Genomic DNA, 15,176 nt, shown 5'->3' on the forward strand with positions numbered 1-15,176 from the left:
AAAAAAACTCAATGAGCGAGGACAAACCAAAATTCGTACATCTGCATGTCCATAGCCACTATTCTATGCTCGATGGGATGGGTAAAATCCCCGATCTGGTGGCAAAAGCAAAAAACGACGGCCAACCTGCTATCGCCCTTACCGACCATGGTGTTATGCACGGCATAATCGAATTCTATGAAGAGTGCTTGAAGCAGGAAATCAAGCCAATATTGGGCGTTGAGGCCTATATGGCACCGCGTACGATGCATGACAAGCAGCCGCGAGTCGATTCTTCAGCCTATCACCTTATACTCTTGGCAAAAAATGAAACCGGATATAAAAATCTTTTGAAATTAACATCTATTGCTCATCTTGATGGATATTATTATAAGCCAAGAATTGACAAAAAAACGCTCAAAAAGCATGCGGATGGTTTGATCGCTTGTAGCGCCTGTGTCCAAGGTGAAATTCCAAGAAAATCGCTTGAGAGCCTAAACGAAGGCCGCAAAGCCCTAAAAGAATATTTGGAAATATTCCCTAAGGAAGATCTGTATCTCGAGGTTCAGAAACACCCGCACACTGTTCCCGAGCAAGACTCAGCAAATAAAAATATGTTCAAGCTTGCTCAGGAATTCGGGTTGAAAGTTATTGCAACAAATGACCCTCACTATGTAAATTCGGATGACAATATAGCCCATGATGCATTGATCTGCCTTCAAACAGGAAAAGTTTTGTCTGATGAAAACAGAATGTCCATGGCTGGAGATGATTATTCACTTCTAACCACCGAGCAGATGGCGGCGAATTTTCCCGACCATCCGGAAGTTCTTCAAAACACGCTTGAGATTGTCGAAAAATGCAATGTCGAGATCGAGCTTGGCAAATTTAAATTCCCCGAATTTCCACTCCCGGAGGGTGAAACCTATGAGACGTATCTGCGCAAGTTGATCGACGAACGCCTGCCCCGCATGGTAGGCGAAGTTACGAAAGAAATGACGGATCGTATCGACTATGAGTTTGATGTGATTAAGAAAAAAGGTTACTTAGGATATTTTTTGATTGTGCAGGATTTTTTCCACTTTGCAAAAGAAAACGGCATTCCGACCAATACCAGGGGTTCAGCCGCAGGTTGTTTCATCTCCTATGCTCTCGGAATCACTGCTAAGCAGCTGAACCCGATGGAATACAATCTGCCATTTGAACGATTTTTAAATCCGTATCGCCCATCTGCGCCCGATATCGACGCTGATATTGCCGATTCCGGCCGCGATTCGATCATTCAGTATGTGTCCAAAAAATATGGAAAAGATCACGTGGCACAGATTATCACCTTCGGAACAATGGCAGCCAGAATGGCAGTCCGTGATGTCGGGCGGGTACTCGGCATGACATATTCAGAAGTCGATATTATTGCAAAATTAATTCCTCCCCTCAAAACAACGCTTGAAAAAGCTCTTGATTCAGTCGAGGATTTGAAAGCACTATATAATTCTGATGCTAAGGTCAAGCAGTGTATCGATATTGCTCGCAAACTCGAGGGCGTCGTCCGCCATGCTTCCGTCCATGCTGCCGGTGTGGTTATCGCACCTGAGGCAATCACAAACTTTACTCCGATCATGATGGACGCAAAGGGCGAACGGCTCATCACCCAATACGAAATGCACACTGTAGGAGAAGATGGCGTTGGCTTGATCAAGATGGATTTTCTTGGGCTTGCTAACCTTTCAATCATTCAAAATGCCCTCCGCATTATTCGAAAAACACGAAATACCGAGATCAATCTTGAGGAAATTCCGCTCGACGACAAAAAAACTTTTCAGCTTCTATCTCGCGGAGAAACCATTGGCGTTTTTCAGCTTGAATCCGAAGGCATGCGCAAGAATATCAAAGAGCTTCGTCCTTCGACAATCCATGACATCATGGCAATGGTGGCACTCTACCGCCCCGGGCCGATGGCTTTTATTCCAGAATACATAGCCCGCAAGCACAATCCGGCAAGAATAAGTTATCTTGATCCTAGAATGAAACAATTCCTGGATAAATCACTTGGCCTGATCGTTTATCAGGATGATGTTCTTATGATTGCCCTCGAGCTTGCCGGCTACAACTGGGAGGAAGTCGATAAATTTCGAAAAGCTATCGGTAAAAAAATTGCCAAAGATATGGCAGCCCAGAAAGATAAGTTCTATAAACAAATCATCGAACGCGGCATGGAGAAAAATATCGTTGATGAGCTCTGGGCGCAGATTGAAACGTTTGCCGGTTACGGCTTTAATAAAGCGCATGCTGCAAGCTACGGCCTCGTCGCCTACCAGACAGCATATTTGAAATCGAATTATCCGCCAGAATATATGTCAGCCTTAATGACCTCAAACCGAGATGATCTTGACAAATTAGCAATGGAGATCGAGGAATGTAAACGAATGGGCATACAGGTTTTGCCTCCATCGGTAAACGAATCCTTCGTTGATTTTGGCGTTGTGAAAGACAGCGGCAATGTCCGTTTCGGCCTTTCCGCCATCAAGAATGTTGGTGCAGCAGTTGCAGAAGAAATAGTTGAAAATCGCAAGGAAGGTGGAAAATTCAAAGATATTGAGGATTTTTTGACGCGGTTGGGTCCCAAAGTAATTAATAAAAAATCACTGGAATCGCTTGTGATGGCGGGCGCACTAGACGATCTTGGAGAGCGGGCTCTCTTTCTCTACAACATGGAAAAAATGTTGGCTTTCGCATCGAATATTCAGAAGAATCAGAATTCTGGCCAAAATTCATTATTTACAAGCGAAGAAGTCAGTATCCCCTCTATTCAATTTGAGGAAACAAAGCCGGCAGAAAAAAAACAACGGCTGGCATGGGAGCGGGAACTTCTCGGCATGTACGTGTCTGAACATCCGCTTTCTGGCATTTCGCACATGATCGAACCCCACCGAACACTCAAGATTTCCGAAGTTACATCTGAACACGAAGGTGAATTTGTCCGAATTTCCGGCATTATTACAAACATCCATTCGATCCTCACCCGTGCTAATCAAAAAATGGTTTTTGCCAAAATCGAAGATCTCACCAGCAATGCTGAAGTAATCGCATTCCCGAAAATCTTAGCAGAAACAACTGACCTCTGGGTTGCCGATAAAATCGTGGCGGTAGACGGATATGTAAACTACAAAGACGGATCACCAAAAATCCTGTGTGAGCAGATACAGGAGATCCACGAACAAGCCGACATCGATCCTTTCAAACCAAGAGGCAAAAAGAAAAATGGAGATTGGCGGAAAAAAGGAAATGGGAATGGTAATGGAAATAGCTATGCCTCTACCAACGGATACTCCAATAACGGTTCAGTGCCCGCCCCCAAAAAACAAGCTGAAGAGTATATTATCAAGCGCAAATCGATAAAAATAACGCTACCCAAAGGCTCCGACCGCTCGATTTTGAAAGAAATAAAAGAAATATTGGAGTCCGACCCGGGTGAATCTGACGTGATCCTGAATGTACCGAATAATGGCAGCGGATACAAAGAGATCAAAACAAAAACCAAGGTAGCGATAAATCCCGTCCTTAACAAAAAATTAAAAGAGATCGTCGGCAAGGAAAATATTGCCATCACCTAATAAGTTGTTTTTCAATCCTTTTTGTCACTTCTTGCTGGATTTCGAATGGATCGGAGATGTTTTTGACAATAATTTCCGTACCAATTCCGGCTCCGGCTGTGCGTATTATCAAATCACCAAAACCGAGTGACATGCGGATTGCCCCGGAAGTATCAGATGAAATGTCAACGATATTTCTAAGCTCGGTTTCGATAATTTTGCGGCCAAAAAATCCTCTTTGCGCCAAATACATTACTCTTTGGTTTGTGAGAATGAGAACACTCGCGGCATATTCATAATACGGCCTTGCAAATACAGCAAAAGCAGAAAGCACAAAAATTAACGTCGCTAGGGTAAAATATGTGCTCGCACCAGTAAAGAAGAAGACACCGACTGGAATAGCAAGCAGTATAACAGCCTTGATACCCGGCCAGAACAATACAAAAGGATGATTTTTGACCACTTCCTCGACCGTTTCATCTGCGCGCTGGCCTTTGAATGTGAACTCAAGAGACATGGGTCGTTTCACTCCGATTTCTAAATTTAACTTTTAAAATTTGGTTTTTAGTCATTAGATATTAAGATTCTGTCATTTGCTTCGCTCTCATGCGAAGCAAAACGATTATCCCTATTAACAATAATATCAAAATTATTGAAGCAATGATTTTGTTCATGGTTGTCGAACGCAGAGCGACCCAGGCAAAAGCAATCGCAATAACGTAAAGCGACAGGACAGCCTCGCGAACAGAAAAGCCAGCGGCCAAAAATCTATGATGAAGATGCGTTTTATCCGGAGTCGTAAAAGGGTTTTTGCCACGTAAAATTCTTCCGCCGGCCACAAAGAGGCCATCTACTATCGGAAAACCCAATACAAGGAACGCTGTAGCCAATTTACCGCCAGAAATAAGTGGAAGCACTCCCAGTATATAACCCAAAAACATACTTCCTGCATCCCCCATAAATATTTTTGCCGGCGGAAAATTCCAAAACAGGAACCCTGCAGTTGACCCTGCCAATATTATTGCAATTAGCGCAGTCGATGGCTGATTTACAGCCAGCGAGATTGAAAGAAGAAAAATGGTAAAGGCGGCAATAGTTGAAATTCCGGAAGCCAATCCGTCGATTCCGTCCACGAAATTGATTACGTTCATCATTCCGACAAGCCAGACCAATGTTAGAAGATCGGACCAGAGAGAAAAATGTACCATCGTTCCAGAAACGGAGAAAAGGGGAACATAAATCGAATTCAAATTAATTTCACCACCAAACGGATTGGTTAAAGTATCAATTCCGATTCCGCCAGATATCGCAACAATTGCTGCTAAAATTTGAAAGATTGATTTCTGCCATGCTTTTAGCCCGAAAAGATCATCAAAAAACATCGATATTACAACAAGCGTACTGCCCAATATAATTCCAATAAATTTCGAGTCCAAACCAAAAACTGCCGAACCGGCAAAGCCAAAGTTGGTTTTAAATACCAGAAGAAAAATGGTCAATGTGATCAAAAATGACAAGAAAATCGCAATTCCCCCGATCCTGGGAATTGGTTTTTTGTGCACATCGCGTTCCCTAATTTCGGCAAATATTTTTTTGCGGAAACCTAGGGATCTCACAATTCCAGTCGCAAAAATCGATAGAACCAGGCTGATAAAAAATCCAAGAAAATAAGTCATATTTTGAAATTACCCCACAGAAATGTTACACAGAATGACACAGAAACTTATTTTATTAAACGCTTAACCTTGGCGCCATTCTTGGTAAAAACTATTAATAATCCGACTTGAATTTTTTCCGACGACAAATAGCTAAGGAGTTGTCTAACGTCAGTTTCATAAATTTCATTTCTGACTTTAAGCTCAACAGCTATTTTCCCTGCCACAAGGAAATCTAAATAATATTTACCGACTTTTTTACCGTTGAATGTAACAAATCCGTATTTCTCACGCTGAAATTCAAGTTGTTTTTTTGCAAGTGACTCTGATAACGCATTCTGATAGGTTTTTTCAGACAGCCCATATCCTAGCGCCTTATACACCTCGAAAGCACATCCAATAATATTTCTGGTCAGTTCTATCTCAGGATATTCGTCATTATCAAATCGATTTATATTCATTTCCCCCTTCTGTGTTTTTCTGTGGACCGTTTTTCTGTGACCGTCCCTTCCGTGTTCTTCTGTGGGTTGTGCTTCTGTGACCGTCTACTCGTTGAACATCACGCTATGATCTGACCGCTTATATTCATCATGAATATCTTCATCAGAAAACCAATGGGTAATCTCATGCTCGGCCTCTTCTGGCGTTTCCGAAGCATGCATGATGTTCTTAATTGCCCGACCTTCTAGGTTTGCAGCCGCAGGTGAGTCTACTGAAAAATCTCCCCTCACAGTGCCAATTTCAGCCTTGGACGGAAGGGTATTACCAGCAATTTTGCGCACCATATCAATAGCGTGCACACCCTCGACAATCATTGCAACAACAGGAGCATCAAGGAGATAATCAACCAACCATTTTCGAACCATTTTTCCGGCTTCTTTCTTTGAATCGGTGCCCATCATTTCTTTTGGATCGATGCCATATTCCTCAAAGACCGTAAAACCTTTGTGCCCGAGCCTTTCTATCCAGGCTTCGTCCTTTGGGTAATGATTATCGATGTGTTCAAGTGATGGCTTGACCATTTTAAGAGCAACGATTTTCAGCCCGCGATTCTCAAGCCGTTTAATTACTTCGCCAACCAATCCCCTCTGTACCCCGTCCGGCTTGACTAGTACGAGCGATCTTTGAATCGCAATCTTTAATTTCTTTTCCGCCATAAGTTCTCCTATCCATTTAAAATTTTCTTAAGCTTCTTGTCGTCAAGAAAAGGCCCGACAACAGACACCAACATTTTATCAAAGTTGATGTATTTTTTCGCCACCCGTATTACGTCTTTGGCCGTTACTTCTTCAAATTTGGCAATGACTTCCTCGGGCGCCATGAGCTTTTCATGGATTATTTCCATCCGCATCAGCGATTCTGCCAAATTTTCCGAATCTTCCATTCCGATCGATATCGCACTTTTCATAAGTTCTTTAGCGCGCTTTATTTCCTCGTCTTTTGGGCCATCTTTGACAATTTTCCGGTATTCATTGATTATCGCCCTGGATGCTTTCTCGATATTTTCATGCGCAACATTGGCAAGGGTAACCAGCGACCCAGCATCGGAGTATGCGATGTGCTCAGTCTCAGCTGCATATGCCAGACCTAGTTTTTCTCTTACTTCAACAAACATTCTGGAGCTGGATGATCCGCCCAATATTTCCGCCAAGATTTTAAACGCATATCTATCTTCCAAATCCCTGAGTCCAGGACCGGCAAAACCGATTATTAAATTCGTTTGCTCTGTTTTTCTTTGCCCGGAAACCTCTCTTGCAACATCAAGTGTACCCGATGTAATAATTTCAGATTTTTTGCCACTTTTCGCTGTAAAATACTTTTCAGCCTCACAGACAACTTTTTCTTCTGTAAGATTGCCAAGGTTACCGCATATGACGACCACAATATTCTCGGCAATGTAATGATCCTGCTCAAATTCCAATAGCTCTTCGTGTTTGATTTTTCGCACAGATTCAACGGTGCCTGCAATTCTTCGTCCAAGTGATTTTTCTGTAAAAATATTTTCTTCGAAAAGTTCAATCACTTCTTCCATTGGTCTATCTTTGTGCATCTTGATATCTTCGATCACAACGTTTTTTTCGCGGTTAAACTCTTCTTTGGAATTTATCGGATTGATCAAATTATCTGAGAGGTAATCAAGGACCTCAACCAAGTGATCGGAAGATATTTTGACATGATAAGCCGTAAGCTCCTTATCGGTATAAGCGTTATAAATGCCGCCGATATCGTTGATAAAGTCGTTCACCTTAGAAGGAGTGGGGCGTTTTTTCGATCCCTTGAAGCTCATGTGCTCAATAAAATGGGAAACTCCCGACAAATTCTCCGGTTCATACCGGCTGCCGACAGCAACGCCAACCATCACCGCCACCGCATTTGTTTCTTCCCGTGGGGCAATAATCAGCCGAACTCCATTTTTGAGCGTGTATTTCTTGAACAATTTATTTCTTCGAATTATTTATGCTTGGCAGATCTGATAGAGCAATAATATCCAATGCAATTTCTTCGTAAGGATGATTTTCCTTAATGACTTCTAGCGCTTTTTCAATGTCAGATTTAGGACAGATGAATTCCAGTTTCACCTCTTCGGCTTCCTCAATTTTTCCAACTTCACCAATCGCCGGATCTGCGCCTTTGAGGGGCCGAAAATATCCTTTGCCCTCTGATATGAATGAACAATAATCATAATTGCCCATTTTGCCAATACCGGCTTTGCCGAGAGCAAGTCGTAATTGTTCAATGTGATTTTTTGGCACGAAAACATAGATTTTAACAAATTGATTCATGACCTATCTCCTCTTACGGAAAGCTCCGCCCGAAAAGTCCCTACGGGGCATTTCCCGACTCCTTCCCGTTTGAATCCCATCAAAAAGTCCAACCGCATAGCCCGACGAATCGGGCGACGTGGAATGGCGGAGAGAGTGGGATTCGAACCCACGAGAGCCTTGCAGCCCTACCTGTTTTCAAGACAGGCGCACTAGACCAACTATGCGATCTCTCCATGGCGGAAGGTGTGGGATTCGAACCCACGTGGCGGCTTTTAGACCACCGACGGTTTAGCAAACCGTTCCCTTAAGCCTCTCGGGCAACCTTCCATTTACTTGACGATTCTAACAGAAAAATACTCTCGGAGCAACCGTTTTGTGCGCAAAATTCATATCTGGAGTATAATGCAATTATTGTAATTCTCTCGACTACGCTCGAGATAAAGGAGGCTATATGAGCGAAGTTAAATTAGGCAAATATAGACATTTCAAAGGCATGATTGTCGATGTCATCGGCATTGCACTCCACAGCGAAACGATCGAGGAGATGGTTGTTTACAACCACCCCGATCCGGTGAAGGGCAAAGACGCCAATACGATGTGGGTCCGCCCGAAAGCGATGTTTCTAGAAACCGTTGAGAAAGACGGCAAAACTATCCCGCGATTTGAATACATTGGGGGGTAATGCAAACAAGATTTTATAAAAATGAAGATTATGAATCTGTCAAATCAATTCTTTCGGAAGCAGATATGTTCGACGAGGTTTGGGATAGCAAACAACATCTCGCAAAAAAGATTCAATTAGAAGCCAAGGGCATTCTCTTAGCCGTAGAAAATAAGGAAATCATCGGCTGCATTTATGTAAATCGTAATCCTTGGGCTTGTTTTCTGTATCGGTTAGCAGTGAGAAAACAATATCGCAAAAAAGGGGCAGGAACGCTTTTGATTGAGACTGCTACCAACATGCTGCAAGAGGAAGGTGTTGAAGAAGTCGCAATTTATGTTGATTCCTCGAATGAAGATCTTCAAAATTTTTATGAAAAACGCGGATTTATCAAGGGCGGTCTTTATAGATGCATGTATAAAAAGCTTGATGGTGAAGACGAATGAAAGTCCTCTTAATCGACAACAATACCAAGCATTTGAAAGAGCTCCGTGATCTTATCGAAGGTTGCGGGCATACTTCGGATACGATCAAATACACCGAGGCCAGCTCCGCAATCGCAGACCGATACGATCTCTCGATAATCACCGGTGGCCATCTTCTGGCGATTCCGAACCATAAGGAAGATTTGGCCCCGCAAATTGCGATGATCAAAGACATGCAGAAGCCGCTTCTGGGAATCTGTCACGGATTTCAACTCATAGCCTACACTTTCGGCGCCAAGCTTCACTACCGCACCGAACGGCTCAAAGGAATCATCGAGGTCAATGTCTCTAAAACCGATCCTATCTTCGGTGAACTTACGAAGTTCGACGCGTTTGTGTCACACAAATATTACATCATGCGTCTGCCGAAAGAGCTTATCGAATTAGCGAGATCAAAATACAATATCGAGGCATTAAAACACAATAATCGGCCAATTTATGGCTTTCAGTTTCACCCTGAAGTAATAACCCCGGGCAACACCAGCGGCCAAATATTGATCAATCTTTTTCGTGAAATTGAAAAACGCTCGTAATTTCTATTTTTCATCAAATTTTTATTACTTTTTTGACAGAATCTTCAAAAGTTTTATAATGGAAGTAGCTATTATTTCTCGGAGGGATTTTGGCAAACGACCCAAAAACCACAGCTCCCAAGATTGACTTGTCCAACGAGAAGCCGCTTTTTCAGTGGAAAGCAAATGAATTTGCGGAATATTCCAAAAATTCTTCTTGGTATCTATTGGTGATCGTGGTTGCGATTGCAATTGCAGCCGTGTTTTGGTGGCTTAAGAACTGGACTGCCATCGGAGTTGTAGCGGCAGCGGCTATTGCCCTCATTGCACAAGCCAAGACCAAGCCGAAAAGTGTATCTGTCCAGCTATTTAGGGAAGGTATTGTTGTAAATAATAAAGTCTATCCTTATGATTCCTTAAAATCTTTTTGGATTATTTCCGGAGACCATCCGGTTTTTCGGCTCGAGCAAACCGGGTTTCTAAGGCCGCACATCAATGTGCCTATTGCCGAAGAAGATCCAGCACAGATTCAGCTTTTTTTGGCAAAATTTTTACCTGAAAACGAGAAAAAAGGCGAGGATATTGCCGATATCATCCAGAGATGGACGCGATTCTAAAGAAGTTAAAAGTGGAAAGTATAAAAAAATGCACAGGAGAGTGCTTTTTTGTTTGGTTTTCTAAAGAGGCTTTAATTCGTCCTTAAATCTTTCAATCATAAATTTAAGATCAGGAGTGAAAGAATCTGGATTTTTATCGATCTCGTGCAAAAGTTCGTCCATTGAGAAAACTTCTATTCCACACGATTCTCCGTCGACAAATTTCAACACACCATTATAATAGCCGATGTAATAACAAGTAATATACGGCTGAATGAATTTTTTACCATCAATTGAAGTTCTCTCTGAATCCAAATCTGCCGGCCCGAGCAATTTTTTAACGAGTCCAATAACTTCAAGATTTGTGGATTTCACAGCTTTTGAAAAATCCTCGTCGCTAATTACTGCGACTGGAATCCCAAGTTCCTCGGCACATTCACGAACGACCGTGATCTCCCAGTGTCCCCCGGAGCTAAGATGCCCCCCTACTGTCTTGTCGTATAGCCCAGGGTTTTCAGGTTTTATTCGGCTTCTCTTTTGCAAATAAATCCTGCCGTCCGTGTTCAGAAGAAGTAGTCTGATAGATTTAACCCTACTAGAGACTTTTCCCGTCTTTTCAAACTCTTCTTTGCTTTCAATAAAGTATTTCTTCCGGTCTTCAACCCTAAGTAGGTTGCCTTCGAGATCATATATATCTAATTTCTCAGCCATATTGATTCCATAATATTAACTTCGGCCTCTGATTTTGAGTTATGGTACGCCCGGCAGGAATTGAACCTGCGACCTTCTGGACCGCAACCAGACGCTCTATCCACTGAGCTACGGGCGCAAACACGCATTATATTAGCATTATTTTAAGATTATTTCTAGACTTTCCACTTTGCACTTTTCACTTGAAACTATTTTATCCGTGCGCCACTACAACGCCGTACACTTTCTTCGCCCCGGCGGCCTTTAGAACTTTCGCACATTCGTTTAAGGTTGTTCCGGTAGTCGCAACATCATCAATCAATAAAACGTTTTTTCCGTGCACAAATTCATCGTCTTCAACGCGAAAAACCCCTGTAAGATTAGAAAGCCTTTCGTTTCGCTTAAGGGTAGCTTGGGGTTTTTGATCTTTTATTCTTGATAGCGCATCACAGCCGGGAATTCCAAGCTTATTTGAAACGTATTTTCCGATCAATTCTGACTGGTTGAATCCCCTTTCTGCCTTCCGTTTCAGCGAGAGTGGAACTGATACAATTACACAATTATCGGGTATAGCTTCGAGCAATAATCGCTCTACCAACAATTCTCCGAGTATGCCGGCAAGGTCGACAAATCCTGAATATTTTAAGTGATGAATAATTTCCTTTGTCGGTCCCGCGTCATAAGTCGCAGCCGACATAATGCCATTTATCATAAAACCCAGGTTTTTTTGCAGTTGAGACAATACGAGCCAAATTTGATGATTTTACCGCATTCCGGACAAGTCGATGTGGCGATTTTTTCGATTTTACTGGCACAACCAAAACACAAATGATTGCCATATTTGCCACAAGAAATACATTTTTTCGGATAAAATATGTCAATGATCGTATTTAGATATTGTCTGGTTAAACCCATACATATATAATTAATGTTTTGCTGTTGACTAGTTTTTTTTACTGATTTACAATTACATTGTATATTATAATTGAATATCGCAATTATTCTGGATATCCTGAGGATTTGCCGCTCAAAGGAGGGAAATGACAGAGGAGGACAAAAATGACTGGGCGGATGGCGAAAGTGAAGGACAACTAGCAATAGATGTCTATCATGACGACCAAGCCGTATATATTTTGGCGCCAATAGCCGGTGTCAAGGCTTCTGATGTTGACATTTCCATCACAGATGAGGTTGTTACCATACGCGGCGAACGAAGCCCCGGTCACGATACCGGAGACGAAAAACATTTTACAAAAGAGTGCTATTGGGGGCCATTTTCCCGATCTTATGTTATGCCTATTGCGGTCGCTTCCGAAAAAGCAAAGGCAATACTTAAAGACGGCCTTCTTAAAATTGTGATTCCAAAAGACGAAAAAGTTAAAACAAAAATAATAAAAGTTGAGGAATAGTTCACAATTAGTAGTTTGTAGTCCTTGGTTTGCTAATTAATTACCGCTTGGAGCTTGGCGGTAATTTGTGTTTTAATTAAGGTGTGATGGTTTTCCCTACTGACTACGGACTACCCCCTAATGACTAAAAGGAGTTTTTATGAAAATTCGCAAAGCCGTTATTCCGGCAGCAGGTTACGGAACAAGATTTTTGCCGGCAACCAAATCTATCCCAAAAGAAATGCTGCCGATTGTCGACAAACCAACCATTCAGTATGTGATCGAAGAGGCTGTTGAGTCAGGAATAGAAGATATCATTATCGTCACCGGTAGTACCAAGAGAGCAATCGAGGACCACTTCGACCACAGCCTGGAACTTGAAGGACAACTACAAAAAGCGGGAAAGATAGATCAATTAGAACAAATCCAAAAAATTGCCAGGATGGCGAATTTTATTTACGTGCGCCAGAAAGGGGCTTACGGTAATGGTACGCCTGTTCTTAACGCAGAGCACATCATAGGAAATGAGCCTTTTGCAGTTCTTTGGGGCGATGAGTTTATTGCTGGTAATCCTCCGCGATTGAAACAGTCGATAGAAGTATTTGACGAGTTTAAGAGGCCAGTTATTTCAGCTGTTCGAGTCGAAAAAAAGGAAGATCTGTCCCGTTATGGCATTGGCGATGTAACGCTGGTAAGAGACAATATCTTCGAAATTAACGAGATAGTCGAAAAGCCTGATCCGGACAAAGCGCCGTCAAATTTAGCCACGCATGGAGCCTACATCCTAACTCCAGATATTTTTGATGCTTTAAAGAGTCAGAAACCTGGAAAAGGCGGTGAAATTTGGTTAGTAGATGGAATAAATGAACTTAAAAAGAAGGGTCCGATCTATGCCTGCGAAATTAAGGGCGGCAAATATTATGACTGCGGGAATATTACAGAATATCTAAAGACCAATGTCGAGCTTGCCTTGAAGCGCCCGGATCTCCAGGAGGAATTTGGGGAATTTATAAAAGAAACTGCCTCGAAATTGTAAAAGTGGTTGTTTTGTACAAAATGTTGTATCATGTTATCAGATACATTGATAGATGTCCTTGTTTATAAAAGGTGAGGGGATATGGAAATTAAAGCTGGGTTTTTGAAAAAAATCAGTCTAGTTCTCTCGATTTTGCTTTTAGCCATTCTTACATCAGGGTGCTCCATAAGATCTACGGGCACAACAGAATCAAAAGTTATAACCATATGGGGCTTTGAAGATGAGGATACTTGGAAGCCAACAATAGACGAACTATCCCAAGGAAGCCTAAACGGATACGAAATAAACTACGTCAAAAAAACTCTCGACGCCAACTATGAGAATGATTCTTTGAATTCAATTATGTCTGGCCAAGGGCCAGATGTTTGGGCCATGCCAGCAGATTGGGTTTATCGACACAAAGACAAGCTGGCACCCATGCCAGATGATATGTTGAAAGACATTGACCTGGATAATAAATTCGTCCCAGCCATCAAACAATCTCTTGATTTTGACGGGAAGCTTTATGGGCTTTCGCCGGTTGTTAACACCTTAATGCTGTATATAAACAAATCAGTTACCGCCCAAGTTCTTTCCGAATTTAATCAATCCGATGCCGCGACTAATGCCGAACAAGCCGATAAGGTAAATACTCTCCTAAACTCAACTCCGCAGACCTGGACCGAATTTGCCGACTTTGCAAATCTTGTTACCAAGAAAAATGGCGACCAAATTGTAAGAAGCGGTGTTGCCCTGGGTACAAGCCAGAACGTCACGATCTCCGAAGACCCTCTGTATGCGATGATGCTCCAAAATGGCACAGCCATGACATCTAACGACTTGCAAACCGCTACGTTTAACTTGCCTTCTTCGGGAGGATCAGACATACCGGGAAAAAGAGCTCTAGACTTCCTTGCAAGTTTTTCCAAACCGGGTTCTGCCAACTATTCCTGGAATGGAAGCATGCCGAAAGACATCGAGGCATTTGCAACCGGCAAAACTGCGATGGTATTTGCGTATGAATCTTTTGCGAATTACATGGATCAAAATTACCCAAATGTTGAATATTCACAGTCGGCCCTTCCTCAAATTGGCGGGGCAGATGAAAAGATTGTGGATTTTGCGCGATTTAACGCCTTGGTGGTACCAGGATTAACAAAGTTTCCACAAGAGGCATGGGAAGTTGTTTCTGCTGTTTCTACCGAACATGCTACCGATTTTTCTAGTGCACTAAAAATTACGACTTCACAAAAAGACAATGCTATGATCAAAGTCCTGAAAGACCGGGCGGGAAACTCTGACGTCGGCAGCTTTCAGGCCCAAACCGCTGTTACATGGAACAAGGGGAGGTACCCACTAAATATCGATAGCATTTTTACAACAATGATCAACAATGTTTCGTCAAGCGGACAAGATACAAAAGCCGCTCTCGACACAGCAGCATCACAGGTTACGCAAATATTAAGAAAAACCACATGGTAAAAATCAAAAAAACAAAAAAAACTGCTTTAATTTTCGCCGCCACCACATTGATCTCTGTGCTGCCCGGGTTTGCCAGCGCATTTACCACCGGAGTTGCAATAAATGGCAAAACAACTTTCTCCAGTTATATGGACTGGATGAAATCAATTTTTGGCTTTGCCATGAAACTTGGAGCGGTTTTAACTACCCTAATGATACTCTATGCCGCAATCAAATATATCACCTCGCAAGGCAATTCTAGTGCTACCAATGAAGCAAAGGACATAATTATCGGCAGCCTGTCCGGCTTCGCCATGCTGCTTCTCATTTATTTAATTCTTAATGTTTTGGGGCTAAAAAGCTTTGCGTTTTAGTT

17 protein-coding genes and 3 tRNA genes are annotated in these 15,176 nt (G+C 42.3%); 9 read left to right on the top strand and 11 right to left on the bottom strand.

What is annotated here, in order from left to right:
• Nucleotides 1–11 precede the first annotated feature (11 nt).
• Nucleotides 12–3,593, top strand: a complete 3,582-nt coding sequence (locus tag WC080_03050; protein MFA7244237.1) for a DNA polymerase III subunit alpha — start codon at nt 12–14, stop codon at nt 3,591–3,593.
• Here WC080_03050 and WC080_03055 read toward each other — a convergent pair.
• The 8 genes from WC080_03055 to WC080_03090 form a co-directional block, all read right to left on the bottom strand.
• A complete protein-coding gene (locus WC080_03055; GenBank protein MFA7244238.1) occupies nt 3,586–4,089 on the bottom strand; it encodes a PH domain-containing protein in 504 nt (167 codons plus the stop codon). The two genes, WC080_03050 and WC080_03055, sit on opposite strands and share 8 nt — an antisense overlap.
• Before the next feature lie 61 nt (nt 4,090–4,150).
• The gene (locus tag WC080_03060) at nt 4,151–5,248 is read right to left on the bottom strand and encodes an MraY family glycosyltransferase (GenBank protein ID MFA7244239.1); all 1,098 of its coding nucleotides are present in this window, start codon (nt 5,246–5,248) and stop codon (nt 4,151–4,153) included.
• Nucleotides 5,249–5,295: 47 nt separating this feature from the next.
• Nucleotides 5,296–5,688, bottom strand: coding sequence for a GxxExxY protein (locus tag WC080_03065; protein ID MFA7244240.1), 393 nt, complete (start codon nt 5,686–5,688; stop codon nt 5,296–5,298).
• Between the two features lie 84 nt (nt 5,689–5,772).
• Entirely contained in the window at nt 5,773–6,384 is a 612-nt protein-coding gene (locus WC080_03070) for a nucleoside-diphosphate kinase (protein ID MFA7244241.1), read from the bottom strand.
• Between the two features lie 8 nt (nt 6,385–6,392).
• Entirely contained in the window at nt 6,393–7,664 is a 1,272-nt protein-coding gene (locus WC080_03075; protein MFA7244242.1) for a pitrilysin family protein, read from the bottom strand.
• A gap of 1 nt (nt 7,665) precedes the next feature.
• Nucleotides 7,666–8,010, bottom strand: a complete 345-nt coding sequence (locus WC080_03080) for a YqfO family protein (GenBank protein MFA7244243.1) — start codon at nt 8,008–8,010, stop codon at nt 7,666–7,668.
• A 124-nt stretch (nt 8,011–8,134) separates the two neighbouring features.
• Nucleotides 8,135–8,225, bottom strand: a tRNA-Ser gene (locus tag WC080_03085).
• Nucleotide 8,226: 1 nt separating this feature from the next.
• Nucleotides 8,227–8,319 (bottom strand) — tRNA-Ser (locus WC080_03090).
• 124 nt (nt 8,320–8,443) lie between these two features.
• Here WC080_03090 and WC080_03095 point away from each other — a divergent pair.
• The 4 genes from WC080_03095 (at nt 8,444) to WC080_03110 (ending at nt 10,267) form a co-directional block, all read left to right on the top strand.
• Nucleotides 8,444–8,674: a DUF1653 domain-containing protein gene (locus WC080_03095; GenBank protein ID MFA7244244.1), complete on the top strand. Its 231-nt coding sequence runs from the start codon at nt 8,444–8,446 to the stop codon at nt 8,672–8,674.
• Complete coding sequence (locus tag WC080_03100; protein MFA7244245.1) at nt 8,674–9,099, top strand: GNAT family N-acetyltransferase; 426 nt, start codon at nt 8,674–8,676, stop codon at nt 9,097–9,099. The genes WC080_03095 and WC080_03100 overlap by 1 nt, the downstream gene beginning before the upstream one ends.
• The gene (locus WC080_03105) at nt 9,096–9,671 is read left to right on the top strand and encodes a gamma-glutamyl-gamma-aminobutyrate hydrolase family protein (protein MFA7244246.1); all 576 of its coding nucleotides are present in this window, start codon (nt 9,096–9,098) and stop codon (nt 9,669–9,671) included. Before WC080_03100 ends, WC080_03105 begins: the two co-directional genes overlap by 4 nt.
• Nucleotides 9,672–9,760: 89 nt before the next feature.
• On the top strand, nt 9,761–10,267 hold the full coding sequence (locus tag WC080_03110) for a hypothetical protein (protein ID MFA7244247.1): 507 nt from the start codon (nt 9,761–9,763) through the stop codon (nt 10,265–10,267).
• Nucleotides 10,268–10,327: 60 nt separating this feature from the next.
• Here the strand turns inward: WC080_03110 and WC080_03115 are convergent, their stop codons facing one another.
• The 3 genes from WC080_03115 to WC080_03125 form a co-directional block, all read right to left on the bottom strand.
• On the bottom strand, nt 10,328–10,957 hold the full coding sequence (locus WC080_03115; protein ID MFA7244248.1) for an NUDIX domain-containing protein: 630 nt from the start codon (nt 10,955–10,957) through the stop codon (nt 10,328–10,330).
• 42 nt (nt 10,958–10,999) lie between these two features.
• Nucleotides 11,000–11,075: transfer RNA gene (locus tag WC080_03120), tRNA-Arg, on the bottom strand.
• 75 nt (nt 11,076–11,150) lie between these two features.
• The gene (locus WC080_03125) at nt 11,151–11,648 is read right to left on the bottom strand and encodes a ComF family protein (protein MFA7244249.1); all 498 of its coding nucleotides are present in this window, start codon (nt 11,646–11,648) and stop codon (nt 11,151–11,153) included.
• A gap of 328 nt (nt 11,649–11,976) precedes the next feature.
• Between WC080_03125 and WC080_03130 the strand changes: the two genes are divergently transcribed.
• The 4 genes from WC080_03130 (at nt 11,977) to WC080_03145 (ending at nt 15,174) form a co-directional block, all read left to right on the top strand.
• Nucleotides 11,977–12,345 (top strand): Hsp20/alpha crystallin family protein, encoded by a 369-nt coding sequence (locus WC080_03130; GenBank protein MFA7244250.1) that lies wholly within the window; start codon nt 11,977–11,979, stop codon nt 12,343–12,345.
• Nucleotides 12,346–12,484: 139 nt separating this feature from the next.
• Nucleotides 12,485–13,360, top strand: coding sequence for a UTP--glucose-1-phosphate uridylyltransferase GalU (gene galU, locus WC080_03135; GenBank protein ID MFA7244251.1), 876 nt, complete (start codon nt 12,485–12,487; stop codon nt 13,358–13,360).
• Between the two features lie 81 nt (nt 13,361–13,441).
• Nucleotides 13,442–14,821 (top strand): extracellular solute-binding protein, encoded by a 1,380-nt coding sequence (locus WC080_03140; protein ID MFA7244252.1) that lies wholly within the window; start codon nt 13,442–13,444, stop codon nt 14,819–14,821.
• The gene (locus tag WC080_03145) at nt 14,815–15,174 is read left to right on the top strand and encodes a hypothetical protein (protein MFA7244253.1); all 360 of its coding nucleotides are present in this window, start codon (nt 14,815–14,817) and stop codon (nt 15,172–15,174) included. Before WC080_03140 ends, WC080_03145 begins: the two co-directional genes overlap by 7 nt.
• Nucleotides 15,175–15,176: the final 2 nt, after the last annotated feature.

This window comes from Patescibacteria group bacterium (assembly GCA_041674405.1).
GTDB lineage: Bacteria > Patescibacteriota > UBA1384 > XYA2-FULL-43-10 > XYA2-FULL-43-10 > JBAYVT01.

Bases quoted from the DNA above. Each gene is read 5' to 3' on its own strand.
- WC080_03080 (MFA7244243.1), bottom strand. From the start codon at position 8,010: ATGAATCAATTTGTTAAAATCTATGTTTTCGTGCCAAAAAATCACATT.
- WC080_03115 (MFA7244248.1), bottom strand. From the start codon at position 10,957: ATGGCTGAGAAATTAGATATATATGATCTCGAAGGCAACCTACTTAGG.
- WC080_03130 (MFA7244250.1), top strand. From the start codon at position 11,977: ATGACAGAGGAGGACAAAAATGACTGGGCGGATGGCGAAAGTGAAGGA.
- WC080_03050 (MFA7244237.1), top strand. From the start codon at position 12: ATGAGCGAGGACAAACCAAAATTCGTACATCTGCATGTCCATAGCCAC.
- galU (MFA7244251.1), top strand. From the start codon at position 12,485: ATGAAAATTCGCAAAGCCGTTATTCCGGCAGCAGGTTACGGAACAAGA.
- WC080_03055 (MFA7244238.1), bottom strand. From the start codon at position 4,089: ATGTCTCTTGAGTTCACATTCAAAGGCCAGCGCGCAGATGAAACGGTC.
- WC080_03125 (MFA7244249.1), bottom strand. From the start codon at position 11,648: ATGATAAATGGCATTATGTCGGCTGCGACTTATGACGCGGGACCGACA.
- WC080_03065 (MFA7244240.1), bottom strand. From the start codon at position 5,688: ATGAATATAAATCGATTTGATAATGACGAATATCCTGAGATAGAACTG.
- WC080_03105 (MFA7244246.1), top strand. From the start codon at position 9,096: ATGAAAGTCCTCTTAATCGACAACAATACCAAGCATTTGAAAGAGCTC.
- WC080_03140 (MFA7244252.1), top strand. From the start codon at position 13,442: ATGGAAATTAAAGCTGGGTTTTTGAAAAAAATCAGTCTAGTTCTCTCG.
- WC080_03100 (MFA7244245.1), top strand. From the start codon at position 8,674: ATGCAAACAAGATTTTATAAAAATGAAGATTATGAATCTGTCAAATCA.
- WC080_03095 (MFA7244244.1), top strand. From the start codon at position 8,444: ATGAGCGAAGTTAAATTAGGCAAATATAGACATTTCAAAGGCATGATT.
- WC080_03070 (MFA7244241.1), bottom strand. From the start codon at position 6,384: ATGGCGGAAAAGAAATTAAAGATTGCGATTCAAAGATCGCTCGTACTA.
- WC080_03060 (MFA7244239.1), bottom strand. From the start codon at position 5,248: ATGACTTATTTTCTTGGATTTTTTATCAGCCTGGTTCTATCGATTTTT.
- WC080_03145 (MFA7244253.1), top strand. From the start codon at position 14,815: ATGGTAAAAATCAAAAAAACAAAAAAAACTGCTTTAATTTTCGCCGCC.